The following is a 26855-nucleotide window of genomic DNA, read 5'->3' on the forward strand; positions in this document are numbered from 1 at the left end:
CTCATGACCGCGAAAAAGAAATCGCCCACCCGGGCGCGCAAGACTCCTGTTGCCGAATCGTCCGCTCCCGAGCGGGTGGACGTCGATCCGGCTCCGGCCGGCAAGCCCTGGTACATCGTGCGGCGCTCGCGCGTCCACGGCACCGGCGTGTTCGCCGCCCGCAAGATCCCCGCCGGCACCCGCATCCTGGAATACGCCGGCGAGCGCATCACGGCGGCCGAGGCCGACCGGCGCCATCCGGTCAATCCGGAAGACCCGTATCACACCTTCTTCTTCTCGCTGGAAAGCGGCAAGGTCATCGACGGTGGCAGCCAAGGCAACGACGCCCGCTGGATCAACCATTGCTGCGAGCCCAACTGCGAAGCCGAGGAAACCGACGACGGCCACGTCTTCATCGTTTCCCTGCGGCCCATCGATCGCGGCGAAGAGCTCAACTACGACTATGGGCTGGTGATCGACGAACGGATCACGCCCACGCTCAAGAAGAACTACCGCTGCCTGTGCGGCGCGCCGTCGTGCCGCGGCACCATGCTGGCGCTCAAGCGGCGGCGCAAGGCGACCTGAGGGCCGCCCCCGCGGCGGGAAACCGGGCGGCGGCCGCGGTCCGGAATCAGTTGTAGTCGCCGACCCGCATCGCCTGCGGGCTCTCGCCGCCGCTGCGGGACACCACCGAACCGTTCACGACCCGCACCGGGTCGCCGCTGCGCCACGGATAGGGCGAAGCGCTGTGGAAAGTGCGCAGGCTGCCGTCGTCCATCCGCACCGTCATCTGGTACTGCGTCGTGGTGCGGGCGCGCTTCTCGATCTCGTTGCCGGCGAACGCACCGCCGATGGCGCCCAGCACGGTGAACGCGGTACGGCCGCTGCCGCCGCCGATCTGGTTGCCTACCACGCCGCCCACGACGCCGCCGCCTACCGCGCCCAGCCCGGTTCCCTGGCCCGCGACCTGCACGGCGCGCACGCTTTGCACCGTGCCGCAGTTGCCACAAGTGGCCGCGACGGGACGCGCGGGCTCGCGATAGACCGGCTCCGACTCGCGGACCGTACGGCTGGTCCGCCGCTCCGGGACGGCGCGTTCCGCGGAAGCCTGTTTGTCACGGACCGGCTCATGGGCCGAAGCCTTGCCGAAGTCGCGCCCGCCCGCCGAGGCCGGCCGGTCGGCGTCGGCCAGTTCCTGCGTCTGGGCGGGCTTGGCCAGCGGCGAGGGGAGCAATCCGGTCAGGACGCCCACGCCGACCGCCGACAGGACGATGATGCTGATCGCCGCCGCGGTCACCAGGGGATGCAGCGCAGCCGCACCCCGCATGGCGGGGAAGGCGCGCGCAAGCCTCTCGCGGGCGAGAGAAACGGGGCGGGAAGAAGTACCGGAAGGCATGGTGGTGCTCCATACGTAAGATTCACGTAAGGTACATCCAAGTCGCTTTCCAGGTTGTTTCGCGGCGGCGCGCGTCCTCGCGCTTTGTGTATCGGAATTGACCGAATGTTTCCGCCGCATGGGATCAAAGTCTGCCAGAATGAATCCATGGAGATCACCCTGACCGAACTCGAAGACGCCATCAATTTCTGGCGCGCGCACAAGCCGTCCACAGGGGAAGAACATACGCTCTGCAACGAGGCCGCCGCGCTGGCCGGCCCCTATGCCGCCATGATCATGAACCACCGGCGCGCGGTGGACGTGGCGGGCCTGCCCGAGCCGGCCCGGGCCGCCATCGAAGCCTGGCGGCAAGCGCGGCAGGCAGCCGATCCGGTCAAAGGCTGAGCCGGGCGGTCTCGGCGGCGCGGGCCGGCTCGGCCGGGAACGGTACCGGCAGCGCGAATGCGCCCAGGCTGGCGCGCATCGCCAGCGCCGCTTCCAGCGTGAACACGCCGTCGGCGATCATCTCCCGCACTTCCTGCGGCGTGGCCGTGCGCAGCGCCGCCACCTCGCCGTCCTGGTTCTCGGGCACGACCTCCGGCCCCAGCACGATGTCGACCACGGTCACGTGTTCGATCTGGTAGCCCTCGGGCAGTATCCGCCGGACCGAGAACTGCCCGCTGCGCCGCCCCTCCTGAAGATGGTGGGGCAGCAGGCCCGCTTCTTCCCAGCTTTCGCGGAGCAAGGCGCTCTCGGGCGTTTCGCCCGCGCTGATGAGCCCGCCCACGAGCGTATCCCACATGCCGGGATCGGTACTCTTGGAAAAGGAGCGCTGGGCGATCCACAACTGTCCGCTGTCGGTCCACGCATTCAGGTGGACGGCGTGGGTGGCAATGCCCAGCGGGCGAACCGCCGCGCGCTCGATCACGCCCAGGACGGTGCCATCGTCGGCGACCACGTCGAGCAATTCATTGCGCCAGCCGTTGAGCCGGCCGGCGTCGAACAAGGCGTGCGCAATGCGGGACAGCAGGTCGTTGACGGCCGCCGTGCGCCCGGCGGCATCCCCGGACGCGCCCAGGGCGGGCAGCAAGTGCACCACACCGGGGTCGATCCGGATTTCCCCGGCGAACGGGGCGAGCCATTGCAGCACGTCGTGCGCCACCCAGCCGCAATCGCGGCCGGCAATGCGCAGCCGAGGGGAATCGGGAGGCGGATCGACCTGTGCGCGGGCCAATATCGAGTCGAATACGTTCATCCAAGTGAATACCCAATACTGCAAGCCCCCATTGTGCCGGAAGTCCGGGCGGGGCGTTCGTCCGGGCCTGGTAAGAGAAGGTGAACCGGGCTACCTCGGGTAAGATGCGGGCGCTCGCATGTCCCAGCCATGAATAGGAAGACCATGTCGGACCATCCTCAAATATGTATCGTCGGCGCCGGCGCCATAGGCGGACTCTTCGCCGGGCGCCTGGCTCATGCGGGCCACGCCGTATCCGTACTGGCCCGCGGCCGCACCCTCGAAGCGCTGCGCCGGGAGGGCATGCGGCTCGAGTCGCAGGGCCGGACCGTCGCGCCGGCGGTCCGGGCGAGCGACGATGCGGCGGAGCTCGGCCGGCAGGACATTGTCGTCATCACCGTCAAGGCGCCCGCGCTGCCGGAGGTGGCGCGCGGCATTGCGCCGATGATCGGCTCCGACACCGTCATCATCCCGGCTCTCAACGGCATTCCGTGGTGGTTCTTCCTGGGCGGCGGCCAGCCCCTGGCGGGAACGCGGCTGCGCAGCGTCGATCCGGACGGCGCCATCGAAGCCCACTTGCCGGTGGAGCAGGTACTGGGCGCCGTGGTCTTCGCCTCGGCATCCACGCCCGAACCGGGATTGACCCGCCACGCCTCCGGCAACCGCGTCGTGTTCGGCGAACCGCGCGGCGGGACGACCGCGCGTGCGCAAGCCGTGGCGGCGCTGTTCGCCGGCGCGGGCTTCGATGCGTCGGCAAGCGCCAATGTGCGGGCCGACATCTGGACCAAGCTGCTGGGCAACGCCTGCTTCAATCCCGCAAGCCTGCTGACGGGCGCCCATACCGACACCATGATCGACGACCCGCGCCTGCACGCCACGTTCGTGGCCATGATGGACGAGGCGCTGGCGCTGGGTGCCCGCCTGGGACTGCCGGCGCAGGTGGAATCCCGCGAGCGCATTGCCTTCACCCGCGGCCTGGGCCACATCAAGACCTCGATGCTGCAGGACGTGGAAGCCGGGCGCCCGGTCGAGATCGACAGCATCCTGGGCGCGCTGGTGGAGGCGGCCGCCGCGGCGCAATATGCCGCGCCCACGCTGGGCACCGTATATGCCTTGGCGCGCATGCGTGCGCAAACGCTGGGCTTGTATCCCGGATGACCGGCTACTCTCCCCAAACTTTTCTATAGGCGAAAAACGCCAAAACTCCGCTTGAACCGCGGCCGCCCCCGCAGCATCCTGCCAGCCTTGCGTAAGCACGGAGAGCCGGCGGACGGCGGCATGCGATGTCCATTTCCAGCGAAATCATCAGGAGCGTCACCTCGTCGCTGTACGAGTGGTCCCTGAAAAAAGTCCCGGACGACACCAAGCGCGCGCTGGCGCAAGCGCAGCGCCGCGAAACGGTCCAGCTCGGCCGGCAGACCCTGCGCATCATGGTCGAGAGCGCCGAGGCGGCCGAAAGCGAGAACCACCTGGTCTGCTCGGACGTGGGCGTCCCGACCTACATGATCCGCGTGGGCACCGGCGTCACGTTCTCGGGCAACGTGCGCCAGGCCATCGTCGATGGCTTCGCCGACCTGGTCGCGCGCGCCGATCCGCCGATCCTGAAGATGGTCACCAACCCCTTGACGCTGCAACGCAGCTACGAGGGAAAGAACATGCCCCTGGTGACCTTCGACATGATCGACGGCGCCGATTACATGGAGATCGTCTGTGCGCCGAAGGCGATGGGCACGGGACGCTGGGAAGCCATCGAGACCTTCGTTTACCCATCGCTAGAGACCATCGAGAAGTACGTGCTCGACACCGTGCTCAAGGCCGGGTCGCAGCCCTGTCCGCCCATCGTGGTCGGGGTCGGCATAGGCGGCACCTTCGATTACGCTGCCAAGATGGCCAAGGAATGCGTGTTGCGCCCCTTCGGCCGGACCAACCCCGAACCGGTGCTGGCCGCCATGGAGCAGCGCCTGCTCAAGGCCATCAACGACACCGGCTTCGGCCCCATGGGTACCGGCGGAGACACCACCGCCATGGCCGTGCACATCGACTACTCGGCGAGCCACGGGTTCATGCCGGTCGCAGTGGCCTTCAACTGCTGGATCAACCGGCGTACCTGTGCCCGCATCTACCAGGACGGCACGGTCGAGCGCGTGGAATAGCCGCGCGCGAAGGAGTTATCGTGAACACCCATCGCCTGACCCTGCCCGCGAGCGCGGAGGACATCGCCGCCATCCAGGCCGGCGACCTCGTCTATCTGAGCGGCGACATCGTCGTCACCATCGGCCTGCCGACGCACCAGCGCATGATCGACTATGCCGAGCAAGGCAAGCCGCTGCCGGTGGACCTGCACGGGGGCGCCTTCCTGCACCTGAGCTCGTATAACCGCGAAAGCGACACGCCCTCGGGCTACGAGGCGCTGTACATGAATCCGACCACGAGCACGCGCTACGACGCCCTCATGCCCCCGTTGATCCGCGCCTATGGCTTGCGCATCGTCGGCGGCAAGGGCGGACTGGGCGAGGACAGCGTGGCGGCCATGCGCGAGACCGGCTGCATCTACCTCTCTTTCCTAGGCGGCGGCTGCACGCTGCTTGCACGGGCCATCCAGGAAGTGGTGTCCGTGCATTGGGAAGACTACATCTCTCAGTTTCGCCTGGTGACCTTGCGCGTCAAGGACCTGGGCCCCGCCACCGTCGGTATCGATGCCCACGGCAACAGCCTGTACCGCCAATTGCGCGACGACGTACAGCGACGCCTGCCGGGCATCCTCGACGAACTGGACCAACACCGCGAGCAGGCCATGCGCTGACCGCGGCATCTTTTTCGAATCAAAGATTGGAGACCCCATGAAGAAACATCCTCGCATCCTCGCCTGCGCCGCCGCCATCCTGGCGCTTTCGGCCACGGCCGCCTGCGCCAAGGACGATGCCTCGTCCTGGCCGAGCAAGCCCGTGCGTCTGATCGTGCCGTTCCCGGCGGGCGGCAGCACCGACGTCGTGGCGCGCCTGATCGCCGAGAGGCTCGGCCAAAAGCTCGGCCAGCAATTCGTCGTGGACAACCGTCCGGGCGCGGCGGGCAACATCGGCACCGACCAGGTCGCCAAGGCGGCGCCGGACGGCTACACGCTCACGCTGACCACCTCCGGCCCGCTGGCCAACAACAAGTACCTGTACAAGTCCATGCCGTACGACCCGGCCAAGGACCTCACGCCCATCGTGCTGGTGGGCGAGATCCCGCTGGTGGTCGTCTCGACCGACAAGACGCCCGCGAAAAACCTGAAGGAATTCATCGCGCTGGCCAAGGCCGCCCCCGGCAAGTACTCCATCGGCAATCCCGGCAACGGCACCATCGGCCACCTGGCCTATGAGCTGCTTCGCCACAACACCAAGACCGATTTCCTCGGCGTGCCGTACAAGGGCGACACCCCGGCCATGACCGACCTGCTGGGCGGCTCGATCCAGGCCATCGTCGCGCCCATCACGGCGTTCATCCCGCAGATCCAGGGCGGCAAGATGAACGGCCTGGCGGTCACGTCCAAGAAACGCTTCCCCGGCACGCCCGACGTTCCCACCGCCATCGAGCAGGGCTTCGACGTCGAGGCCTCGGTGTGGTTCGCCGTGGCGGGCCCGGCCGGCATGCCGCGTCCCATCGTGGACAAGCTCAATCGCGAGATCAACGTGGTGCTGAACTCGCCCGAAGGGCGCGCCAAGCTCGAGCAGTTCGGCGCGGTAGTGGGCGGCGGCACGCCGGAACAGCTCGATTCGCTGATGAAGGTGGAGAGCGCCAAGTGGAAGCGGATCATTGAGGAGGCGAATATTCGCCTGGATTAGGAGGGAGCCCCCCTACGCCCTTATGGGCGCCCTCTCAAGGGGGCGCGGCCACAGGCCGCGTGGGGTGGGCTTCCCCTCCAGCGCCGCCCCCTTGAGGGGGAGCGCGCAGCGCCAGGGGGTGGGCTTCCCTGGGATACATTTCGGAGTGACAGGATGAGTGGGTTTGTAACGTTGAAGACCGAGGGCATGAGCACCGAGGAGGCCTATCGGCTGATCGTGGGCTGCGTGGCGCCTCGGCCGGTGGCGTGGATTACGACGCAGGACGAATCGGGGCGGGTGAATGCGGCGCCGTTCAGTTCGTACAACTACGTCGCCCATAGTCCGCCGATGCTGGCGGTCAACATCGGGTCGCGCAAGGGCGAGTTGAAGGACACCGCCCGCAACATCAAGGAAACCGGCGAGTTCGTGGTCAACGTGGCGACCGAGGCGACGCTGGAGCTGATGCATGCGACGGGTGCCGACTACCCGCCGGAGATCGGCGAGCCGCAGGCGCTGGGCATCGAGCTGGCGCCCAGCACCATCGTGCGTCCGCCTCGCATCCCGGCCACGCCCATCCAGATGGAATGCCGGCTCGAGCACGTGCTGCCGCTGGGGCGCGGGCTGAACACGCTCTATATCGGCGAGGTCGTGGCCTTCCACCTGTCCGAGAGCATCTATAACGGCCGCCACGTCGATGCCATCGCCATGCGCCCGATTGCCCGGCTCGGCGGTCCGTATTACGCGGGGTTGGGCGAGATCTTCCACCGCCCCATGCTTCAGACCCCGCCGGGGGAGCCCACCCCCTAGCGGACGCAGGCCGCTCCCCCGAGGGGGCGGCGCTGGCGGGCCGCTTCTGCAAGGTTGTGGGATCTGTGTTTGTGATGAGGAATAACTGATGACACGCTCATCTTCTGATACGAGCCGGTCGATACAGGCCGGGACATTCATCAAGACCGTGTCGCCGCATGTGGTCGAGATACTTGGGACGACGGCGCTGGACTTCGGCGTGATCGATGCCGAGCACGCGCCGTTCGATCGCGCTTCGCTCGACCTGATGATGCTGGCGGGGCGGGCGGCGCGGCTGCCGTTGTACGTGCGGGTGGCCGACTATGAAGCGGCGACGATCCTGTCCACGCTGGACCTGGGCGCGGCGGGCATCGTGGTGCCGCACGTCGACACCGCCGAGCAGGCGGCGCTGATCGTTTCCCGCGCCCGCTACAAGGGCGGCGAGCGGGGTTTTTCCAGTTCGCCGCGCGCGGCGGGCTACGGCACCATGACCTATAAGCAGGCCCAGGAGTCGGGCGACCAGACGCTGGTCATGTGCCAGATCGAAAGCGTCGCGGGCCTGGCCAATGTCGAAAGCATCGCCGCCGTCCCGGGCGTGGGCGGCCTGTTCGTGGGCCGGGCCGACCTGGCGCTGTCGATGGGCGAGGAAGGTTCGCGCAGTCCGGCGGTGCTGGAGGCGACCGCGCGCATCGTGCGGGCCGCGCTGGACGCGGGCAAGATCGCCGCGATGTTCGTGGCCAATGCCGCCGAGCGCGACGAGTTCGCCACCCAGGGAGTGACCTGGTTCGTGATCGGGTCCGATCAATCCCTGCTGCGCCAAGGCGCGCAATCGGTCGCCGTGGCCGGCAACCAGGCGCACGGCTGAGGCCCCATTCAAGCACTCTTGCAAAGGTGAAGCCATGACAGCTCAACTACCGCGGCCGGCTACCTACGCCGCGCTCTATGAAACCGATCCGCAACAGCAAGCCCCCGGCGCACGCACGTGGCTGACGCGCGGCGCGAACTTCGTCATCGCCGTCTCGCAGGTCGAGCCCGGCGCCGTGCTCTCGCGCGACGGCAACCCCGACGAATACTTCGTTTTCGTGCATAAGGGAGGCGCCCGCATCGAGGCCGGCGCGGAACGCGTCGACGCCCGGGCCGAGACCGTGACCATCGTGCCGCCCGGCGCAAGCCGCGTCGAAGCCACCGCCGCCGGCACCATCGTGCGCGTGTTTTCCAACCGTGCCGCCGACCTGGTGGCGGCGTCGTCCAACAACGCCGTCTATGCCGACGGCGCGCCCGAGGTCGCGCCGCTGGTGCCGTGGCCCGATCCCCCCGCGGGCTTCAAGCTGCGCCACTACGTGTTGGCCGACTACGTGCGGCCCGATACCAACATGCGCATCTTCCGCAGCACCAACCTGATGGTGAACTTCCTCGCCAAGCGCCCCGTGCCGCGCGACGTGCACAAGCTCAGCCCGCATACGCACGCGGACTTCGAACAGGCCTCGCTGGCGGTAGAAGGCACTTACGTGCACCACCTGCGCTGGCCGTGGACGCCGGACATGGACATGTGGAAGGAAGACGAACACGTGGAAATCGGCAGCCCCTCGGTTACGGTCATTCCCGCCAAGGTCCTGCACACCAGCCGCAACGTCAGCCAAGGCGACTGCTGGCTGATCGACATCTTCGGCCCGCCGCGCATGGACTTCTCCAACAAGCCGGGACTGGTCTGCAACGCGGACGAATATCCGATGCCCGCGCCCGCCGCCGCGGCGGCATAACGCACGGACCGTCCCTGGAGCCCCGGCCGGCGCTTGGCGAGCCCGGCCGGCCGCCCGGGCCCTTCAGGACATCCCCCTAAAGCCTGGCCAGGTCCTCGGATATGCCCCGGGAGACTTCCTGCAGCTGGGCCAGGTAACGCTCGACCACCTGTTCGTTGGTCAAGGTCGAGGCAAACCACGTCATGCCGAACGAGGCCACCACGTGCTTGCCGTCGAATACCGGCACGGCCAGCGTGCCGGAAACCGGACGCACGGCGGGATCGCGCAGCGCGTAGCCCTGTGCCCGCGTCTGCGCGATCATTCGCTGGACGGCCTCGGTGTCCTTCGCCGGCTCATCCTCGGGATTCTTCGACTGCCGCAGCAACGCGAGAATGGTCTCGCGTTCGTCTTCCTCGCAAAACGCCAGGTAGGCGCGCCCGATGGCGCGGCTGACCAGGCTCAGCCGCATGTTGATGGTGGAATGCAGCAGCGACAGGGGCGAATGGGGAATGGTGCTGTAGCGCACCACCATGGCGTCGGTGTCGAACACGGCGATGGCCAAGGGCCATTTGATCGCTTCGGTCAACGCGTCCAGCCTGGGCCGGGCGGCCTCGACGATGCGCGGCTCGCTGTGATAGCCCGACGACAGCGTATTGACCAGCGAGGTGAGGTAGTAGGCCCCGTACTGCGGAGCATGCCGCACCAGGCCCTTGGAAGCCAGCGATTCGAGCAGCCGGATGAGGGAAGGCTTGGGAATGCCCGTCTGCTTGTGCAGCACGTTCAGCGTCGATACCGGCTGGCGGTTCAAGGCCTGCAGCAACTCGATGGTCCGGACCACCGCCTGGACGGGTGGAAAGGAAGGCACGTGGACCTCCGTACGGAAAGGGCGTCGGCGATTATCGCACCGCCCGGCGCGCGCATCTCGCCGGCCGGACAGGAACCGCCAGGCAGCCGCATACCGCCGCCTGGCCGGCTCCTTCCAGACCTTATCGCCGCGCGCCGCCCTTCACGAACACACGCTTGCCGGTATCGTGCCAGACCGCGCGCTTTTCGGCCTCGTTCAACAGCACCGACGCATCGATCATGCGCTGGACCATTTCCTTGTAGGTGCCCGACGACGTCCCGATGTCCGAGCCCCACATGATGTGGTCGGCGCCGAACATGTCGACTGCCCGCCGCAGCACCTTCTCGGCCGGCACGTTGGCTTCGCGGTATTCGTCCAGGTTGATCGAGGTGAACTTGAAGAAAATGTTCTTCTCGTGCGCCAGCTTCTCGAAGCGCTCATCCAGGCCGAAGTGCTCGCCCTCGGTGGCTTCGGGCTCGAGCAGGTGGTCCAGCACGATGCGCACGTTGGGATAGCGGCGCGCCAGCTCGATGATGGCGGGCACCGACGGGCCGCCGCCGCCCACCGCCAGCACTTCCAGGTCGATGACCAGCCCGAACTCCTCGGCCACCTCCCAGGTCTTGAGGGCCTGGGGAGAGTTCAACCACGGCATGCTGCCGTCGGCCTCGCGGCTGCCGAACAGGCGCACGCCGGCCAGGCCGTTCTTCTCGATGTAGCTGCGCACCAGGCCCGGCGTGGCGGCATCCTCGGCATCCAGGATCACCACCGCCGAGAAGATTTCGGGATAAGCGTCCGACGAATCCAGGATGTAGCTGTTGTCGTAGCGGTAAATCATGCGCTTTTGCACCGCCACCGCGCCGTCCACGTTCTCTTCTTTCATCCAGACCAGCATGCGGCTGACGTCGGGCACCTCGTTGATCGGGTTCGGCCCATGCTTGCCGCCGGGCTTGCCGATGACGCCGGGCGGGCGCGGAGGCGCGCTGGAAGGACGGGTCATGGGATTGCGCGGATAGCGCACCTGGTCGTCGGCCACCAGATGGGCATGCGAATCGAACAACAGAGGCCGGTTGCCGGCCGCCGACGGGGCTTGCTTGTCTTGGGTCATGGTCCAACTCTTCGTGTTAGCGGAGACGGCGACGGGGCCGGACGAGGCGGGCGCCCGGACGAGAAGCCGGCGGTAACCGGCGCCTCTTCGCTGTCTCCTGGGCTGCGGCGCGCCGTGCCCGCCGGCGGCAGGTGCCGGCGGAAAGCCAACGACGCGCGGGCGTTGCTTTTTGCAGCACGGACTTTATCGCCCCAGGCGGCTCGCCGCACTCGATATTCTCGAACTTTTCGCTAGTAGAAAACTAACCGGCAGGGAAAACCCGCGTGCGGCATGGTCGACAGCCACCGCTTGCGTGTCGTGAGAATATTATCGATAATTAATCTCATTACGACGACCAACGCGGCGCGACGCGCCGCCAGCGAGTCCTGCCATGTACGTTTGCGTTTGCAACGCCATTACCGAACGACAGATACGCAGCAGCGTGGAATCCGGTTCCACCACGCTCGCCGATCTGCAGTTCGACCTCGGCGTCGCCACCTGCTGCGGCTCGTGTGCCGAAACCGCCTGCCAATACCTGCCGGCCGGCGCCAGCGGCTGCGAACACGCCTACGAAGCCTCCATCGCCGCCAGCGGCCACCCCGCCGCCGGCTCCGCGTCTCCTCGCGCCACCACCCGCCGCTTCCCGGTCCACGTCATCGCCAAGGCGGCATAGGGGTCCCCCCTACGCGCTTACGCGCGCCCCCCCAGGGGGCGATGCGGGTGGACCGGCGGAGCCGGATCCACCGCATCCTGGGTCTAGTACCGTTATCTTGGGCTGGGCGCTGGTGCTTCGCTGGCTACGGCGGTAGCAGCGGCCAAAGGCCGCTTAGGGGTGAGCTTCCCTGACTGGCGTTCCGCTTCGTCTCTTCCCCTGCCTCTATCCCGCGAGCATTGCCCGACAGCCGATGCCGCGGGCGGAGCCCGTGGCGAAAACCGTTCTCATATCGGTTTCGCTTGTCACTTTTCTAGCCCATTACCAACAGACGTGCGGTCTGCTGACTATACGGCTAACAATGCTAACCTTGCCGAGTCCATGAATTCTGCAGGGGAAAAGCATGAAAGGCGACAAGACCGTCATCCAGTATCTCAACAAGCAGCTCACCAACGAGCTCACCGCCATCAACCAGTACTTCCTGCATGCCCGCATGCTCAAGCACTGGGGCCTCAACAAGATGGGCAAGCACGAGTACGACGAGTCCATCGAAGAAATGAAGCATGCCGACAGGCTCATCCAGCGCATCTTCATGCTCGACGGCCTGCCCAACCTGCAAGACCTGCACAAGCTGCTCATCGGCGAGAACGTCCCCGAGATCCTCGATTGCGACCTCAAGCTCGAACTCAGCTCGCAGGTCACCCTCAAGGAAGCCATCGCCCACTGTGAAAGCGTGCGCGACTACGTCTCGCGCGACCTGCTCCAGGACATCCTGGACGACACCGAAGAGCACATCGACCATCTCGAGACGCAAATCGGACTCGTCGACCAGGTCGGCATCCAGAACTACCTGCAATCGCAAATGGAAGAGCAGGGCGACTGACGTCCTGCCTGCCGGAAAGCTTCAAGCCCCGCGAGCCGGGGCTTTCTTTTTGCCCGCGGAATGAACGCTCCGGGTCCTTTCCCGTCGGCGGAACGCAATTTGCTGCGCCTGGCGTCCCACAGACGACATAGACAGGAGGCCGCCATGGCCATCGCCGGAGGCAGTAACCCCATTTCCAAGCACGTCGACGACATACTCAAGGACGAAAACCGCAAGATGCCCGCGGCGGAGCTGCCGCGCGAGGAGAAAGACGCGCCCGCCGCGGGCGGCGGCGACGAATTGAACGTGGATGAACTGGACGACGAAGCGGAGGGGGAGCGCACCGGCTCCGGGGACGACCGGGAATGAGGGCGCGGCGGAGCCGCCCGGTCAGTTATTGCCCGTGGCCGGGCATTCCGGTATCCGGCCCCACCGGTTATCGGTATTGCAGTACTTCCACCGGGCCTGTTCGTTGCACAGAACCCGGCTGACCATGCCCTGCGAGGCGCAGCGCGCCAGCTCCGTCCGCAGCGCCTGCACCCAGGGCTCCTGGGCGGGATTGCCCCGCGGGACCTCCGCGGTGCCATTGGCACCGGCCACCACGGTCGCCACTTGCGACGAAGGCTGCTGCACGATCATGCGGGGCGTCTCCGGCGCCTCCCCCGGCCCAGGAGGCGTCAACGCCTGCAAGTCGGGAGCGATGGTGGAAATCAACGTATCGGGCTGCGGCTCGCTGGCCGCCGACACCATCGGCACGGGATCGTTCGGCCGCACGGGGCGGGAGGGCACCCCGCGCGAGCCGTCCACGCGCGGCTGGGGTGGCTCGGGCAGGTAGGTCTGCTGGTCCACGGCGGCCACCGGCGCCTCGCCCGGCCGTCCTTGCGCCACGGGTACGGGCGCCTCGGCGGCGCGCTCGACCGGCGCGTTCCAGGACAGCCAGAGCCCGAACGACACCCCCACCAGAACGACCATCGCCACGACGGCCAGGCCCATCAGAATGCGGTTACGCATATGTACACCTCGTTCGATGTGGACCGGGCCGCTTCGGCCCGGTCCGCATGCTTCGTGGGAAGCCGATCAGGCAAAGGCCGAATCGCCTACCCGCGTCTGGAACACCTGCCCCCCGTGCTCGCGCAGCGCATGGAACTGCACGTTGGGATAGAGTTCCTGCGCCACCCGCAATTGCGCCGACGATCCGATCAGGAAGGCCGGGGCCTCCACCACGTCGTACGCGATATGCTGCATGTTGGCGTCCATGAATTTCTTCAGGTCCTTCGGGTTCTCGGCCGTGACCCAGCGCGCCATGGAATAGCGCGACGGCATCATGCGGGCGGTGACCCCGTATTCGGTCTTGAGCCGGTGCGCCACGACCTCGAACTGCAGCTGGCCGACGGCGCCCAGCAGCAGCGGCCCCCCGGCCACCGGACGGAAAACCTGGATGGCCCCTTCCTCGCCCAGTTGGGTCAGGCCCGTGCGCAACTGCTTCGTGCGCAGCGGATCGGCCACCTCCACCGCCTGGAACAGCTCGGGCGCGAAGAACGGCAAGCCCGTGAACTGCAGCACCTCGCCTTCGGTCAGCACGTCGCCCAGTTGCAGCACGCCGTGATTGGGAATGCCGATGACGTCGCCGGCATAGGCTTCGTCCAGCAATTCGCGCCGCTGCGACAGGAACGACACCACGTTGTTGGGCCGGGTCTCCTTGCCCGTGCGGCATACCTTCAGGCGCATGCCGCGCTCGAAGCGGCCCGAGCACACCCGCACGAAGGCCACGCGGTCGCGATGGGCCGGATCCATGTTGGCCTGTACCTTGAAGACCACGCCGGTGAACTTCGGTTCGTCCGGCTGCACTTCGCGCTCCAGCGCATGGCGCGCCCCCGGCGGAGGCGCCTGCTCGACCAGCGCATCGAGCACTTCCTGGACACCGAAGTTGTTGATGGCCGAGCCGAAAAACACCGGCGTCTGCCTGCCCGCCAGGAACTCGGCCTCGTCGAACGGAGGCGCCGCGCCGGCGATCAGGTCGATCTCGCCGCGCGCCTGCTCGAAGGCCGCGCCGAAACGGCGGGCGATCTCCGGATTGTCCAGGCCGTCGATGACCTCGTCATGCTGCTCGCTCAGACGGTCGCTGCCCGCCTTGAACACCCGCATGCGGTTGCGGCGGATGTCGAACACGCCGCCGAACGACTTGCCCATCCCGACCGGCCAGGCGAAGGGAACCGCATCCATGCCCAGATGCGACTCGATCTCGGAGAGGAGGTCGAGCGGCTCGCGTACTTCGCGGTCCATCTTGTTGACGAAGGTGATGATGGGCGTATTGCGGGCCCGGCAGACCTGCAGGAGGCGAATGGTCTGCGGCTCGACGCCGTTGGCCGCGTCGATCACCATCAGGGCGGCGTCGACGGCCGTCAGCACCCGGTAGGTGTCTTCGGAGAAGTCCTGGTGCCCCGGCGTGTCGAGCAGGTTGATGACCGTATCCCGGTATTCGACCTGCATGACCGACGAGGCCACCGAAATGCCGCGCTGCTTTTCGATCTCCATCCAGTCGGAGGAGGCATGGCGCGACGCCTTGCGCGCCTTGACGCTGCCGGCGATCTGGATCGCGCCGGCGAACAGCAGCAGCTTTTCGGTCAGCGTGGTCTTGCCCGCGTCAGGGTGGGAAATGATGGCGAAGGTGCGTCGCCGGGCGACTTCGGTGGATATGGTCATTATGCGGAATTTTAACCGGAGACGAGAGCGGCCGCTCGCAGCCCCGCGGCGGGACGCAACAATTTCCGTACCCGCGAGCGGTGGCGGCCCGCCGCGCCCGACCGTCCGGGGCGGCCGGCGCGGCGCTTAGTCTTATTTGATACGAATTCTTGAATTTAATCCCATATGGGATTAAGCTGGTTCCTGCATGCACGACACAGGAAAGCACCATGGCCATTGCTGCTTCCAAGACCCCTGAACTCACCAGCCAGGCGGCGACCGACGCCGCCCTGCGTACGTTTTTCCGCATCGCGCAGGCCTGGCAGCTGAGCGCCGACGAATCGGCCACGCTGCTGGGCGTGCCGCGCTCCACCATGTTCCGCTGGAAAAACGGGCGGGCGCCTGCGCCCCTGCCGCGCGACACGCTAGAGCGCCTGTCCCTGGTGTTCGGTATCTACAAGGCGCTGCAAGTGCTGCTGCCGGTGCCCGAGCGCGCCGACGCCTGGCTGCGCCGCCCGAACGACGCGCCGCTGTTCGGCGGCCGCCCGGCCCTGGAACGCATGCTTACCGGCATGACGAGCGATCTCTACGTGGTGCGCACCTATCTCGACGCCCAGCGAGGAGGCTGGACATGACGCTTGCGGCCGTCTCCGACGTGCACTGGACACCCTGCCACCGGCTGGTTCCGAGCCGCTTCCCGCCGGCCGGCCTGTACGACCGGGTGGCGGACCCGGCCGACCTGGAGGTGGTCTTCGCCATCGAGAACCTCACCAATCCCCGCGTCCGCGACGAAGCCGGCAACCTGCGCCTGGTGCCCTCTGAAGACCGCATCTCGGGCCCCGGAACCACGCCCATCATGGCCGCCTTCACGCACTTGAATCCGGCCGGCAGCCGCTTCTCTGACGGCACCTGGGGGGTCTATTACGCCGGCGAAAGCCTCGAGACCGCGGTGGCGGAAACCATGTACCACCGCTCGGTTTTCCTGGCCGCCACGCAGGAACCCGCCATCGAAATCGACATGCGGCACTACCTGGCCGACCTCGCGGCGCCGCTGCACGACTTGCGCGGCCTGCAGCCGGCCTTGCCCGACATCTACGATCCCGACGACTACGCCGCGGGCCAGGCCTTCGCCCGGCGGCTGCGCCAGGAAGGCAGCTGGGGGGTCGCCTACGACAGCGTGCGGCGGCCCGGGGGCCAATGCGCCGCGGTATTCCGTCCGCGGGCGCTCAGCCGCTGCCGCCAGTCGCAGCACATCGCTTTCGTGTGGGATGGCGCCCGCATGAGCGGCTGGTACTCCAAATCGGCATTGCGCCACGTCTGAGCCGCACGGGCGCCGACCCTCTCCCCGAAGCACGCATCCCCGACACGGGGATGTTTGCTTTCTCCATGCGCATGTTCTGAATCTGCATGCAGCGTTTCGCCCGCCGGTCTTAGGATGAAGGCGGCCTGCGCGCCTGCCGCCCCCATCCAAGCACCCATCATGGGTTTTCCCTAGGAGGATCGGCCGACTTATAGAGAAATCGATTATTGGCCCAATTTCGATTTTCGTATACGGTTACGTGAATCGCGGGGCGCTGATATCGTCACAATTGGTATCAGGCGCGGCACACCCATGGCCTGGGCCGCAACGCAGTACTGACATCGTGCCGGAGCCTTCGCTTCGGCGCCGCAGACCTCATTCCTATCGGAGGAATACGACAATGAAAATACGCATGTGGGGTTGTGTACTGGGAATGGCGCTGAGCGGCGTGGCCGCGGCGCAGACCCCGTTGAAGATAGGCTTCGTCGGCGAAATGTCCGGCCAGCAGGCCGAATACGGCCTGCAGATGAGCAACGGCGCCAAGCTCTTCCTGCACGAGCACGGCGACGTGGTGGCGGGGCGCAAGATCCAGCTCATCATCAAGGACGTCGGTGGCCCGAACCCCGAGGTGGCCAAGCGCGTGGCGCAGGAACTCATCACTCGCGACAAGGTGGAATTCCTGGCCGGCTTCGGCTTCACGCCCAACGCGCTGGCCGTGGCGCCGCTGGCCACCGAGGCCAAGATCCCCATGGTGGTCATGAACGCGGCCACCTCGTCCATCACCGAGCGCTCGCCCTACGTGGTGCGCACCTCGATGACGCTGCCGCAGAACGCCTACGCCATCGCCGACTGGGCGCTGAAGAACAATATCAAGACGGTGTATTCGCTGTACGCCGACTACGGCCCCGGCCAGGACGCCAACGCGCAGTTCCGCAAGACCTTCACCGGCGGCGGCGGCAAGATCGTGGCCGAAGTGGCGGTGCCCCTGAAGAACCCGGAGTTCGGCCCCTACATGCAGCGCATCAAGGACGCCAAGCCCGATGCCGCCTTCCTGTGGTTCCCCTCGGGCGAGCTGTCGGTGCTGATGCTGCGCGCCTACCGCGAACGCGGGCTGGAGCAGGCCGGCATCAAGGCGCTGGGCACGGGCGACGGCACGGACGACATGTTCCTGGACAGCATGGGCGACGTGGCGCTGGGGCTGACCACCTCGTTCCACTATTCCGCCGCCCACGACTCGGCCAAGAACAAGGCCTTCATCAAGGGCTACGAATCGCTGTTCGGCACGTCCATCCGCCCCAACTTCATGGCCGTGGGCGGCTATGACGGCATGGCGCTCATCTACGAGACCATCAAGAAGCTGAACGGCAAGATCGACGGCACGAAGGCGGTCGAGGCCATGAAGGGCGCCAAGTGGGAAAGCCCGCGCGGGCCCGTCATGATCGATCCGGAAACGCGCGACATCGTGCAGAACATCTACATCCGCAAGGTGGAACGCCGCGGCAACCACCTCTACAACGTCGAGTTCTCGCACCTGGCCAACGTGAAGGATCCCGGCAAGGCCAAGTAAGCCACGGGGCGCTCCGCGCGGCGCCCGTGCCCGGCCTGGCCGGGCCGGGCGGCGCGCATAAGTTTTTTAGGCCGGAGAAAAAGCATCCCATGCTGGTCCGGCCGGACCGGGGCGCCGAAAATAGCACCACAGTCGTCACCTGGAAGGATACATGGGCATCGTAATCTTCGACGGCCTGGCCTACGGTATGTTGCTGTTTCTGATTGGGGTCGGCTTGTCGATCACGCTGGGTCTGATGAATTTCGTCAACCTCGCGCACGGCGCCTTCGCCATGGTGGGCGGCTACGTTGCCGCCCTGGCCATGAGCCGTCTCCAAGTACCGTTCGTCGCCAGCCTGGCATTGGCGTTCATCGCGGCAGCCCTCGTGGGCGCGCTGCTGGAATTTGCTTTCTTCCGCAGGCTGTACCGGGCGCACCCGCTCGACCACGTCCTGCTCTCCATCGGCATCGTGTTCGTCTTCGTCGCCGGCGGCACCTATCTGTTCGGCCCCACCATGCAGCCCTTCACCGCGCCCGAGTGGCTGCGCGGCCAGGTCTCGCTGCTGGGCATGGACGTGGGCGCATACCGGCTCTTCCTCATCCTGGTCGGCTTTGCCGTGCTGGCGGGCCTCTTGCTGCTGATCAATAAGACGCGCTACGGCGCCATGGTGCGCGCCGCGGTGGACAACCAGCGCGTGGCCGCGGGCCTGGGCGTGCGGGTCGACCGGCTGTTCTTCCTGACCTTTTCGTTCGGCTGCGGCCTGGCCGGGCTGGGCGGCGCGCTGGGGCTGGGCATGCTGGGCCTGGATCCGTCCTTCCCGCTCAAGTACATGATCTATTTCCTGATCGTGGTCTGCGTGGGCGGCGCCGGCACCATCGTCGGCCCCTTCGTGGCCGCCGTGCTGGTGGGCATCGTCGACGTGGGCGGGAAATACTACATGCCCGAGCTCGGCGCCTTCCTGATCTATGTGTTCATGGTGGTGGTGCTCCTGGTTCGCCCCCACGGCCTGATCCCCAAGCGGGGTTTGACATGACGAAAATCAATCTGAATCCGCGGCAGGTCGTGGCGCTGGAGGTGGTGTTCTGGCTGCTGCTGGCCTCGACCTACTTCCTGCTGCCCGAGAAGCTGGTGCTCATCACGCAGATCCTGATCACGGGATTGTTCGCGATCGCGCTCGACATCGCGCTGGGCTACGCGGGCATCCTCACGGTGGGCCATGCCGCCTTCTTCGGCATCGGGGCGTACCTGGCCGGCCTGCTGTCCAAGTACGGCTGGGGGGAACCCTTCTCCGGCCTGCTGCTGGCGCTGGCGGCATGCGCCGTGCTGGGTTATTTGCTCAGTTTCCTCATCGTGCGCGGCAGCGACCTCACCCGGCTGATGATCACCATCGGCGTGTGCGTGCTGTTCTTCGAGCTGGCCAACCGGCTCACGCCCATCACCGGCGGCGCCGACGGCCTGCAAGGGGTCGACATGTGGCCGGTGTTCGGACAGTTCCGCTTCGACCTGTGGGGCAAGACGGCCTTCCTCTATACCCTGGGCATCGTGCTGCTGCTGTTCCTGGCGGTACGGCTGATGCTGCGCTCGCCGTTCGGGCTGGTGCTGCGCGGCATCCACGACAACCGGCGGCGCATGCTGGCCATCGGCTCGCCCGTGGACTCGCGACTGCGGCTGGCCTATTGCTTCTCGGCCGCCATCGCCGGCGTGGCCGGCGCGCTGCTGGCGCAGACCACGCAATTCGTCGGTCTCGAAATGCTGAGTTTCAACCGCTCGGCCGAAATCCTCATCATCCTCATCCTCGGCGGCACCGGGCGCCTGTATGGCGGGTTGATCGGCGCGCTGCTGTACATGACCGTGCACGACTTCTTCTCCGATTTCGATCCCAAGTTCTGGATGTTCTGGCTGGGCATCTTCCTCATCGTGGTCGTGATGATCGGCCGCGGCGGCGTGCTGGGCGTGCTCTCCAAGGTCTTCAAGATCCGGGAGCACCAGCAATGAGCACGGCCACCCTCGTCACGCCCGCGCTGCGCACGCAGAAACTGACCAAGCGCTTCGGCGCGTTCACCGCCGTCAACGACGTCACGCTCGACATCGCGCCCGGCTCGCGGCAGGCCTTGATCGGCCCCAACGGCGCCGGCAAGACCACGCTGATCAACCTGCTCACGGGCATCCTGCGTCCGTCCGAAGGCCGCATTGCCCTGGACGACGACGACATCACCCACTTGTCCGCCGACAAGCGGGTGCATCGCGGACTGGTTCGCACCTTTCAGATCAACACGCTGTTCCCGCGGCTCACGCCGCTGCAGGCCGCCTCGCTGGCCATTGCCGAGCGCGAGGCGATGGGCAAGGTTTGGTGGCGCACCCTGCGCAGCTGCTCGTGGGTGGCGGACGAAGCCCATGCGCTGCTCAAGCAGTTCAATCTCGGCCAGTACGTCCACGTCGATACGGCCGAGCTGCCCTACGGCAAGCAGCGTCTGCTCGAGATCGTGCTCGCGCTGGCGGCCAAGCCCAGCATTCTCCTGCTGGACGAGCCGGCCGCCGGCGTGCCCGAGGACGAAAGCGGCGAACTGTTCGAAGTCATCGCCGGGCTGCCCCGCGAAATGACGGTGCTCTTCATCGAGCACGACATGGACCTGGTGTTCCGCTTCGCACAGCGCATCTCGGTACTGGTGGCCGGCGCCGTGCTGGTCGAGGGCACGCCCGCCGAAATCGCCGCCGATCCGCAGGTGCGGGCGGCCTACTTGGGGAATTCGCGTGTCTGATTTCCTGCAAATCGAGAACCTCACGGCCGGCTACAACGACGCGGTCGTGCTGAACAACCTGACGGTCGCCGTCGAACGCGGCCAGAGCCTGGCCATCCTGGGCCGCAATGGCGTGGGCAAGACCACCTTGCTCGAAACCCTGATGGGCAACACCACGGTCAAGCGCGGCAGCATCCGCTGGCTGGGCGAGGACATCACGCGCCTGCGCTCGGCCGACCGCGCGCGCCGCGGCATAGGCTGGGTACCCCAGGAACGCGAGGTATTTCCCTCGTTGACGGTGCGCGAAAACCTGGAAGTCATCGCCCGCGGCACGCACTGGACGCTGGACCGGGTCTATGGCCTGTTCCCTCGCTTGCGCGAGCGCGCAGGCAACTACGGCGGGCAGCTGTCGGGCGGCGAACAGCAGATGCTGGCCATCGGCCGCGCGTTGATGACCAATCCGCAATTGCTGCTCCTGGACGAACCCATGGAAGGGCTGGCCCCCATCATCGTCGAGGAATTGTCCGAGGCGGTGCGGCGCATGTGCGCCGAGGAAGGGCTGACGGCGATCATCGTCGAACAGCACCCGGTCCTGGCCCTGTCGATGTCGCAGCACGCCATCGTGCTCGAGCGCGGCGTGGTGAGCTACGCGGGCGCCAGCGCCGAGCTCGCCGCCGACGCCGAGCGGCTGGACCAGTTGCTGGGAGTGGGGCAGAGGCCCCCCCCTACGCGCTGACGCGCGCCCCCCAGGGGGCGATGCGGGCGGACCGGCAAAGCCGGATCCGCTGGGCCCTGGAGGGGACGACGAAGCCCTCGGGAAGGAGTGGCCGCAGGCGACTCGAGGGCTCACCCAGCCTGTCTTTTACTTTTAGGAGTGGCATCATGAAGGTCGAGAAACTGGGTTTGCGCTTCGGGCTGGCCGCGGGCGCGCTGGTGGCGGCTGCGGGCGCGCAGGCACAAGGGGTCGTCAAGGTGGGCTTCATCGGCGAGATGTCGGGGCCGTTCGCGGAGTTCGGCAAGCAGATGGAGACGGGCATCCAGATCTACCAGAAGGAGCACGGCGATACGGTGGCCGGCAAGAAGGTCGTCGTGATCGTCAAGGACGTCGGCGGGCCCAACCCGGAGCTGTCCAAGCGCCATGCCCAGGAACTGGTGGTGCGCGACAAGGTGGACTTCATTGCCGGGTTCGCGTTCTCGCCCAACGCCTTCGCGGTCGCGCCCATCGCCACCGAGGCCAAGAAGCCGATGGTGATCATGAACGCGGCGTCGGGCACCTTGCCTTCCGCCTCGCCCTATATCGTGCGCACCTCGTTCTCGCTGCCGGCCATCGTGCCGCCCATCTCGCAATGGATGATCAAGCAGGGGTACAAGACCACCTATTCGATGGTGGCCGACTATTCTCCCGGCCACGAGGTCGAGGCAGCTTTCCTGGACTCGTACAAGAAGGCCGGCGGCACCGTGGTCGGATCGGTGCGCACGCCGCTCAGCACGATGGACTTCTCGGCCTACATGCAGAAGATCAAGGACACCAAGCCCGCCGCGGTCTTCGCTTTCGTCAACGGCGCGGACGTGGCCCAGGCCTTCATGCGCGAATACCGGGCCCGCAACCTGGCGGACGGAGGCACCGCCATGGTGGGCACGGGCGACATCACGGACGAACCGACCATCGACTCGATGGGCGACACGCCGCTGGGCGCCGTCACGGGCTATCCGTACTCCATGGACCACGATTCGCCGATGAACAAGAAGTTCGTCCAGGCGTTCAAGGCCGCGCGCGGCCAGCAGGCCCGTCCCAACATCATGGCGGTGGCCGGCTACGACGGCATGGCGCTGATCTACGAAGCGCTGCGCAAGACCCAGGGCAAGACCGACGGCGACGCGCTGATCGCCGCGATGAAGGGCGTGAAACTGGAAAGCCCCCGCGGCCCGATCGAGATCGACGCGGCCACGCGCGACGTCAAGCAGCGCGTCTACATGCGCAAGGTCCAGCGCGTCGACGGCCGGCTGGCCAACGTCGAGTTCGAGACCATCGAACCGAAATAGGAGGCCGCCCATGTCCGCACCGGCTCACGCCTGGCTGTCGAAATCCGCGGCCGAACTGCACGAGGCCTACCGCAGCCGCGCGCTTTCGCCGCTGGACCTGGCCACGGCGCTGATGGACGCCGTGGCCGAGGACACCGCCACGCTGAACGCCTTCTGCCTGCTGGATCGCGAGGCCGCGCTGGGCGCCGCCGAAGCTTCGGCAAAGCGCTGGCGGGCCGGTACGCCCATCGGCCCGCTCGACGGCATCCCGGTGTCGATCAAGGACCTGGTCGACGTGGCGGGCTGGCCGACCCGGCGCGGCTCCAGGCTGACGGCGGGCGCGCCCCCCGCCGCGGCGGACGCGCCCAGCGTGGCCTTGCTGCGCCAGGCGGGCGCCGTGCTGTTCGGCAAGACCACGACCGCCGAGTTCGGCTGGCTCGCCGATTCCGAATCGCCGCACACCGGCATCACGGCCAATCCGCGCGCACCCGGCCGCAGCGCGGGCGGCTCCAGCATCGGCGCGGCGGCCCACGTGGCGCAAGGCTGGGGGCCGCTGGCCCTGGGCAGCGACGCCGGCGGCTCCATCCGCATCCCCGCTTCGTATTGCGGCTTGGTGGGCCTCAAGCCCACCTACGGCGCCATACCGTCCGGCCCCAAGCTGAGCGCCTTCTCCGAATTCGCGCACCTCGGCCCCATCGCCCGATCGGTCGCCGACTGCCGGCTCGCGCTGCAAGTCATGGGCAAGCCCCATCCGCTGGATCCGCACTCGCTATACGGCCGCGCGCACGACCTTCCGCCGCGCCGTCCCGTCATCGCCTACATGACCGACGCCGGCCCCGACACCGGACTGGACCCCGCGGTCGAAGCGGCCATCGAAGGCCTGGCCGAAAGACTGGGGCGCAAAGGCCATGCCGTCACCCGGCTGCGCATGGACTGGATGTCGCTGGCCGAAGATTCGTGGACGCTCTGGCAGAGCCGGCTCTACGAGTCCTTCGTCGACGCGACGCCGGTCCAGCGTGCGGAACTGGATCCGCGCCTGCAGGAACTTTGCGAACAAGGTGCGGCCCTGGATAGCGCGCGGCTCGCCCGGGCGCGAGCCAGGCTGCGCGATGCCGCCGCCGAGATCACCATGGCCTTCGCCGGAATCGACCTGCTGCTGACGCCGGCCAGCCCGGCCGGCCCGCCCGCCGTCGGTGCTCTGTGCGCCGACGGCCACCCCTTGCGCGACCGCATCCGGCGGACCTACAACTGGCAATTGGCCAATCCCTATACCTTCCCGTTCAACCTGACCCAGCAGCCGGCCCTTTCCATGCCGCTGACCGCCGACACCGACGGCCTGCCGGTCGGGCTGCAGATCGTCGGCCGCAAATATCACGACGACGACGTGCTCGATTTCGCGCAGGCGCTGGAATCCACCCGTCTTTTCCAGGAGTCCGATCATGCCTAAGATACTCGTGCAATCCGCGCAGGCCCCCGTCACCGGGTTTACCGACAAGAGCACGCCTTCGCCGCTGGCGCAAGGCATCCGGGCGGGCGACTTCCTCTACGTCTCGGGCCAGGGTCCGCTCGACCCTGTGACCAAGGAAGTCGTGTCCGACGACATCCGCGTGCAGACACGGCGCACCCTGCAGAACCTGATGTCGGTGCTGGAGGCCGGCGGCGCCACCGCGGCCAATATCGTCAACATGCGGGTGTGCCTGCGCGACGTGGCCGACTTCCCGGCATTCAACGAGGAATTCCGCGAATTCATGGCCGGCGAGAAGGTCACCCGCACCTGCATAGGCGGCACGCCGCACCGCCCGGGCGTGCGCGTCGAGATCGACTGCGTCGCCTATTTCGGCTGAGGAGGTCCAGATGTTCAAGATGCCCATCGTCGACCTGATGAAGCAGGGAGACGAACTCGCCGCCAGCGGCAAGCGGGTCGCCGTGCTCTGGCAGGAACCCGAGTCCCTCGTGTTCCTGGCCCGCGGACGCGAGTACCGCAGCGAATTCCACATCAACCCCAGCGACGAAATGATGTACATGGTCAAGGGGCAGATGAACCTGCACTACCGCACGCCCGAAGGCAAGGAAGAGATCGCCGTGCTGCCGCAGGGCTCGGTCATCTACACGCCGGCGGGCATCCCGCATTCGCCGCGCTTTCCGCCCGACGCCTACCTGCTCGTGCAGGAGCGCAAGCGCAAGCCGGACGAGATCGACCGCTTCCAATGGTTCTGCCCCAGCTGCGACACGCTGCTGCACGAGGAATCCTGCCACGTCGCGGACTACAAGGCCGATCCCGTGTCCAAGGCCTACCAGCGCTTCTTCGACAGCGAGGAATTCCGCACCTGCAAGTCCTGCGGGACGGTGATGCCCCGGCCCTGAACGGTCCGCCGCCGCAATCGGACGGTGCTACCGGCAGTGGGACCTGGAGCGATAGCGGGACTACGTCAGCAGTCCCGCTGCCAACGGGTCAGCCTCGAACAGGCGTCTTGGGCGTGAAGAGAGCGGGACGGCGGGCACCGCCATTGCGCGGCTCTCCTGCCGAGTGTGCCGCGCCCTGAGAAGCACCGGAACGCGGCTGGGAAGCCGGGCGATTGCTGCCCGCGCCTTGCCCACGCGCAGCGCCCTGTCCACGGGCATTGCCGGATGGCTGGCGGCTGCCCGAACCATGGCCGGACTGCCCGCGCCCCTCGCCGCGGGGCGCGCCAGGCCGCCCCTGGCGGGGCGCATGCGAACGAGGCGGCCGTTCGGCCCGCTCATCGCGATCCGGCGCCGAAACGGTGAAGGCCGGCAACGGCTCGCGATCGATCTTGCGCTTGATCAGCTTCTCGATGTCGGCAAGCAGCTTGCCTTCCTCGCCGTCCACCAGCGAGACGGCCGCCCCGGTCGCGCCGGCACGGCCGGTCCGGCCGATGCGGTGCACGTAGTCCTCGGGCACGTTGGGCAGCTCGAAATTCACCACCTGCGGCAGCTGGTCGATGTCCAGCCCGCGCGCGGCGATGTCCGTGGCCACCAGCACTTCCACCGAACCGTCCTTGAATCCCGCGAGCGCTTTGGTACGCGCCGACTGGCTCTTGTTTCCGTGGATCGCGGCGGCGGGAACGCCGTCCTTGACCAGCTTCTCGGCCAGGCGGTTGGCGCCATGCTTGGTCCGCGTGAACACCAGCACCTGCTTCCAGCCGTTGCTGCGCACCAGGTGGCTGAGGAGATCGCGCTTCTGTTCCTTGGGCACCAGCAGCACCGACTGGCGCACCAGCTCGGACGCAGTATTGCGCCGCGCGACCGAGACTTCGCCCGGATCGTTCAGCACGCCCTTGGCCAGCGCGCGGATGTCGTCGGAGAACGTGGCCGAGAACAGCAGGTTTTGCCGCTTGGGCGGCAGCAGCGCGAGGATCTTGCGGATGTCGCGGATGAAGCCCATGTCCAGCATGCGGTCCGCTTCGTCCAGGACGAGGATCTCCACGCCCGACAGGTCCAGCGTTTTCTGGCCCACGTGATCGAGCAGGCGGCCGGGAGTCGCCACCAGGATGTCGAGCGGCTTCTTCAGGGCGGCGATCTGCGGGTTGATATTGACGCCGCCGAACATGACCATGGACTTGAGCGGCAGGTATTTGCCGTAGGTCTGCACCGACTCTTCGACTTGCGCGGTCAGTTCGCGCGTGGGCGTGAGGATGAGGCAGCGCGGCCGGCCGGGCCGGACCTGGGCGGGGCGGTTGCGAGACAGCAGGTGCAGCAGCGGCAGGGTGAAACCCGCCGTCTTGCCCGTGCCGGTCTGCGCCGCGGCGAGCAGGTCGCCGCCCTTGAGCACCTGCGGAATGGCCTGGGCCTGGATGGGCGTGGGATGGGTGTAGCCGGCATCGGCAATGGCGCGCAGCAGCGGCTCGGCCAGGCCAAGGTCGGCAAACGAGATTTCGGAAGTAATCAAGACAACTCCAGCGACGGCCCGTCGCTCAAGCTGAGTGACTCCAATCGAGGCTGACGTGCGAAAAAACTAGGGAAGAGGAGCCGGTTTCGAGATACGGCGCACAGGCCGGACCGGATGCATGCCCGGATTGGAGCCGGACACAGGACGCCATTGTACCTGTTAACGACGACCTAGTGTTTACCCTAGTGACGATTGCCCCCAGTAGGCGTATATTTAGCCTTGTTTCACCATTAAATCCACGTTTTATATATAAAACGTCTGGTAGTGACAGCGAACACACCATGGCGGGCGCACTCCGGGCC

30 protein-coding genes are annotated in these 26855 nt (G+C 67.0%); 23 read left to right on the top strand and 7 right to left on the bottom strand.

The features are described 5' to 3' along the window. Positions 1–3 precede the first annotated feature (3 nt). Positions 4–564 (top strand): SET domain-containing protein, encoded by a 561-nt coding sequence (locus CDO44_RS01045; protein ID WP_087778272.1) that lies wholly within the window; start codon positions 4–6, stop codon positions 562–564. Positions 565–610: 46 nt separating this feature from the next. Here the strand turns inward: CDO44_RS01045 and CDO44_RS01050 are convergent, their stop codons facing one another. Next, positions 611–1375, bottom strand: coding sequence for a glycine zipper 2TM domain-containing protein (locus CDO44_RS01050; RefSeq protein WP_233145984.1), 765 nt, complete (start codon positions 1373–1375; stop codon positions 611–613). Positions 1376–1522: 147 nt separating this feature from the next. Between CDO44_RS01050 and CDO44_RS01055 the strand changes: the two genes are divergently transcribed. Further along, entirely contained in the window at positions 1523–1759 is a 237-nt protein-coding gene (locus CDO44_RS01055; protein ID WP_087778421.1) for a DUF3717 domain-containing protein, read from the top strand. Here the strand turns inward: CDO44_RS01055 and CDO44_RS01060 are convergent. Further along, complete coding sequence (locus tag CDO44_RS01060; RefSeq protein ID WP_087778274.1) at positions 1749–2609, bottom strand: NUDIX hydrolase family protein; 861 nt, start codon at positions 2607–2609, stop codon at positions 1749–1751. The two genes, CDO44_RS01055 and CDO44_RS01060, sit on opposite strands and share 11 nt — an antisense overlap. A gap of 144 nt (positions 2610–2753) precedes the next feature. Here CDO44_RS01060 and CDO44_RS01065 point away from each other — a divergent pair, with 144 nt between their 5' ends. The 7 genes from CDO44_RS01065 to CDO44_RS01095 all read left to right on the top strand — a co-directional run bounded on the left by CDO44_RS01065 (position 2754) and on the right by CDO44_RS01095 (position 8937). After that, positions 2754–3746, top strand: a complete 993-nt coding sequence (locus CDO44_RS01065; protein ID WP_087778275.1) for a 2-dehydropantoate 2-reductase — start codon at positions 2754–2756, stop codon at positions 3744–3746. A 125-nt stretch (positions 3747–3871) separates the two neighbouring features. Then, positions 3872–4741 carry a fumarate hydratase gene (locus CDO44_RS01070; protein WP_087778276.1) on the top strand — a complete coding sequence of 290 codons (870 nt, stop codon included), beginning with the start codon at positions 3872–3874 and terminating at the stop codon, positions 4739–4741. A 20-nt stretch (positions 4742–4761) separates the two neighbouring features. Then, the gene (locus CDO44_RS01075) at positions 4762–5391 is read left to right on the top strand and encodes a fumarate hydratase C-terminal domain-containing protein (protein WP_233145985.1); all 630 of its coding nucleotides are present in this window, start codon (positions 4762–4764) and stop codon (positions 5389–5391) included. Positions 5392–5428: 37 nt separating this feature from the next. Beyond that, a complete protein-coding gene (locus CDO44_RS01080) occupies positions 5429–6412 on the top strand; it encodes a tripartite tricarboxylate transporter substrate binding protein (protein WP_158213181.1) in 984 nt (327 codons plus the stop codon). A gap of 153 nt (positions 6413–6565) precedes the next feature. Next, entirely contained in the window at positions 6566–7198 is a 633-nt protein-coding gene (locus CDO44_RS01085; RefSeq protein ID WP_087778278.1) for a flavin reductase family protein, read from the top strand. A gap of 88 nt (positions 7199–7286) precedes the next feature. Further along, on the top strand, positions 7287–8042 hold the full coding sequence (locus CDO44_RS01090) for an HpcH/HpaI aldolase/citrate lyase family protein (protein ID WP_087778279.1): 756 nt from the start codon (positions 7287–7289) through the stop codon (positions 8040–8042). A gap of 34 nt (positions 8043–8076) precedes the next feature. Then, complete coding sequence (locus tag CDO44_RS01095; RefSeq protein WP_087778280.1) at positions 8077–8937, top strand: hypothetical protein; 861 nt, start codon at positions 8077–8079, stop codon at positions 8935–8937. Between the two features lie 76 nt (positions 8938–9013). Here the strand turns inward: CDO44_RS01095 and CDO44_RS01100 are convergent, their stop codons facing one another. Then, entirely contained in the window at positions 9014–9781 is a 768-nt protein-coding gene (locus CDO44_RS01100) for a DNA-binding transcriptional regulator (protein ID WP_087778281.1), read from the bottom strand. 121 nt (positions 9782–9902) lie between these two features. Beyond that, on the bottom strand, positions 9903–10865 hold the full coding sequence (locus CDO44_RS01105) for an amidohydrolase (RefSeq protein WP_087778282.1): 963 nt from the start codon (positions 10863–10865) through the stop codon (positions 9903–9905). 370 nt (positions 10866–11235) lie between these two features. Between CDO44_RS01105 and CDO44_RS01110 the strand changes: the two genes are divergently transcribed. From CDO44_RS01110 to CDO44_RS01120, 3 genes are all read left to right on the top strand, one after another. After that, the gene (locus CDO44_RS01110; RefSeq protein WP_087778283.1) at positions 11236–11517 is read left to right on the top strand and encodes a (2Fe-2S)-binding protein; all 282 of its coding nucleotides are present in this window, start codon (positions 11236–11238) and stop codon (positions 11515–11517) included. Positions 11518–11899: 382 nt separating this feature from the next. Then, positions 11900–12379, top strand: coding sequence for a bacterioferritin (gene bfr / locus CDO44_RS01115; RefSeq protein ID WP_087778284.1), 480 nt, complete (start codon positions 11900–11902; stop codon positions 12377–12379). A gap of 144 nt (positions 12380–12523) precedes the next feature. Continuing rightward, a complete protein-coding gene (locus CDO44_RS01120; RefSeq protein ID WP_087778285.1) occupies positions 12524–12727 on the top strand; it encodes a hypothetical protein in 204 nt (67 codons plus the stop codon). 21 nt (positions 12728–12748) lie between these two features. Here the strand turns inward: CDO44_RS01120 and CDO44_RS01125 are convergent, their stop codons facing one another. Together CDO44_RS01125 and CDO44_RS01130 are read right to left on the bottom strand one after the other, a co-directional pair. Next, entirely contained in the window at positions 12749–13369 is a 621-nt protein-coding gene (locus CDO44_RS01125) for a hypothetical protein (protein WP_087778286.1), read from the bottom strand. A 66-nt stretch (positions 13370–13435) separates the two neighbouring features. Beyond that, on the bottom strand, positions 13436–15061 hold the full coding sequence (locus tag CDO44_RS01130; protein ID WP_087778287.1) for a peptide chain release factor 3: 1626 nt from the start codon (positions 15059–15061) through the stop codon (positions 13436–13438). Positions 15062–15270: 209 nt separating this feature from the next. Here CDO44_RS01130 and CDO44_RS01135 point away from each other — a divergent pair, with 209 nt between their 5' ends. From CDO44_RS01135 to CDO44_RS01185, 11 genes are all read left to right on the top strand, one after another. Next, complete coding sequence (locus CDO44_RS01135) at positions 15271–15675, top strand: antitoxin Xre-like helix-turn-helix domain-containing protein (protein WP_087778288.1); 405 nt, start codon at positions 15271–15273, stop codon at positions 15673–15675. Then, a complete protein-coding gene (locus CDO44_RS01140; protein WP_087778289.1) occupies positions 15672–16361 on the top strand; it encodes an RES family NAD+ phosphorylase in 690 nt (229 codons plus the stop codon). The genes CDO44_RS01135 and CDO44_RS01140 overlap by 4 nt, the downstream gene beginning before the upstream one ends. Positions 16362–16740: 379 nt before the next feature. Further along, entirely contained in the window at positions 16741–17907 is a 1167-nt protein-coding gene (locus CDO44_RS01145; protein ID WP_087778290.1) for an ABC transporter substrate-binding protein, read from the top strand. A gap of 151 nt (positions 17908–18058) precedes the next feature. Next, positions 18059–18919 (top strand): branched-chain amino acid ABC transporter permease, encoded by an 861-nt coding sequence (locus CDO44_RS01150; protein WP_087778291.1) that lies wholly within the window; start codon positions 18059–18061, stop codon positions 18917–18919. Continuing rightward, positions 18916–19881 (top strand): branched-chain amino acid ABC transporter permease, encoded by a 966-nt coding sequence (locus CDO44_RS01155; RefSeq protein WP_087778292.1) that lies wholly within the window; start codon positions 18916–18918, stop codon positions 19879–19881. Before CDO44_RS01150 ends, CDO44_RS01155 begins: the two co-directional genes overlap by 4 nt. Beyond that, positions 19878–20645: an ABC transporter ATP-binding protein gene (locus tag CDO44_RS01160; RefSeq protein ID WP_087778293.1), complete on the top strand. Its 768-nt coding sequence runs from the start codon at positions 19878–19880 to the stop codon at positions 20643–20645. Before CDO44_RS01155 ends, CDO44_RS01160 begins: the two co-directional genes overlap by 4 nt. Beyond that, on the top strand, positions 20638–21360 hold the full coding sequence (locus CDO44_RS01165) for an ABC transporter ATP-binding protein (RefSeq protein WP_087778294.1): 723 nt from the start codon (positions 20638–20640) through the stop codon (positions 21358–21360). The genes CDO44_RS01160 and CDO44_RS01165 overlap by 8 nt, the downstream gene beginning before the upstream one ends. Before the next feature lie 146 nt (positions 21361–21506). Beyond that, entirely contained in the window at positions 21507–22667 is a 1161-nt protein-coding gene (locus tag CDO44_RS01170; protein WP_087778295.1) for an ABC transporter substrate-binding protein, read from the top strand. Positions 22668–22677: 10 nt separating this feature from the next. Continuing rightward, on the top strand, positions 22678–24093 hold the full coding sequence (locus CDO44_RS01175; protein ID WP_087778296.1) for an amidase: 1416 nt from the start codon (positions 22678–22680) through the stop codon (positions 24091–24093). Further along, positions 24086–24490 carry a RidA family protein gene (locus CDO44_RS01180; protein ID WP_087778297.1) on the top strand — a complete coding sequence of 135 codons (405 nt, stop codon included), beginning with the start codon at positions 24086–24088 and terminating at the stop codon, positions 24488–24490. The genes CDO44_RS01175 and CDO44_RS01180 overlap by 8 nt, the downstream gene beginning before the upstream one ends. 10 nt (positions 24491–24500) lie before the next feature. Next, on the top strand, positions 24501–25010 hold the full coding sequence (locus tag CDO44_RS01185; RefSeq protein ID WP_087778298.1) for a cupin domain-containing protein: 510 nt from the start codon (positions 24501–24503) through the stop codon (positions 25008–25010). 88 nt (positions 25011–25098) lie between these two features. On the opposite strand, the gene CDO44_RS01190 is transcribed toward CDO44_RS01185, so the two are convergent. Continuing rightward, positions 25099–26550 (bottom strand): DEAD/DEAH box helicase, encoded by a 1452-nt coding sequence (locus CDO44_RS01190; RefSeq protein WP_087778423.1) that lies wholly within the window; start codon positions 26548–26550, stop codon positions 25099–25101. Positions 26551–26855 lie beyond the last annotated feature (305 nt).

Origin of the sequence: Pigmentiphaga sp. NML080357, from assembly GCF_002188465.1 — a bacterium.
In the GTDB taxonomy this organism is placed as follows: Bacteria; Pseudomonadota; Gammaproteobacteria; order Burkholderiales; family Burkholderiaceae_B; genus Pigmentiphaga.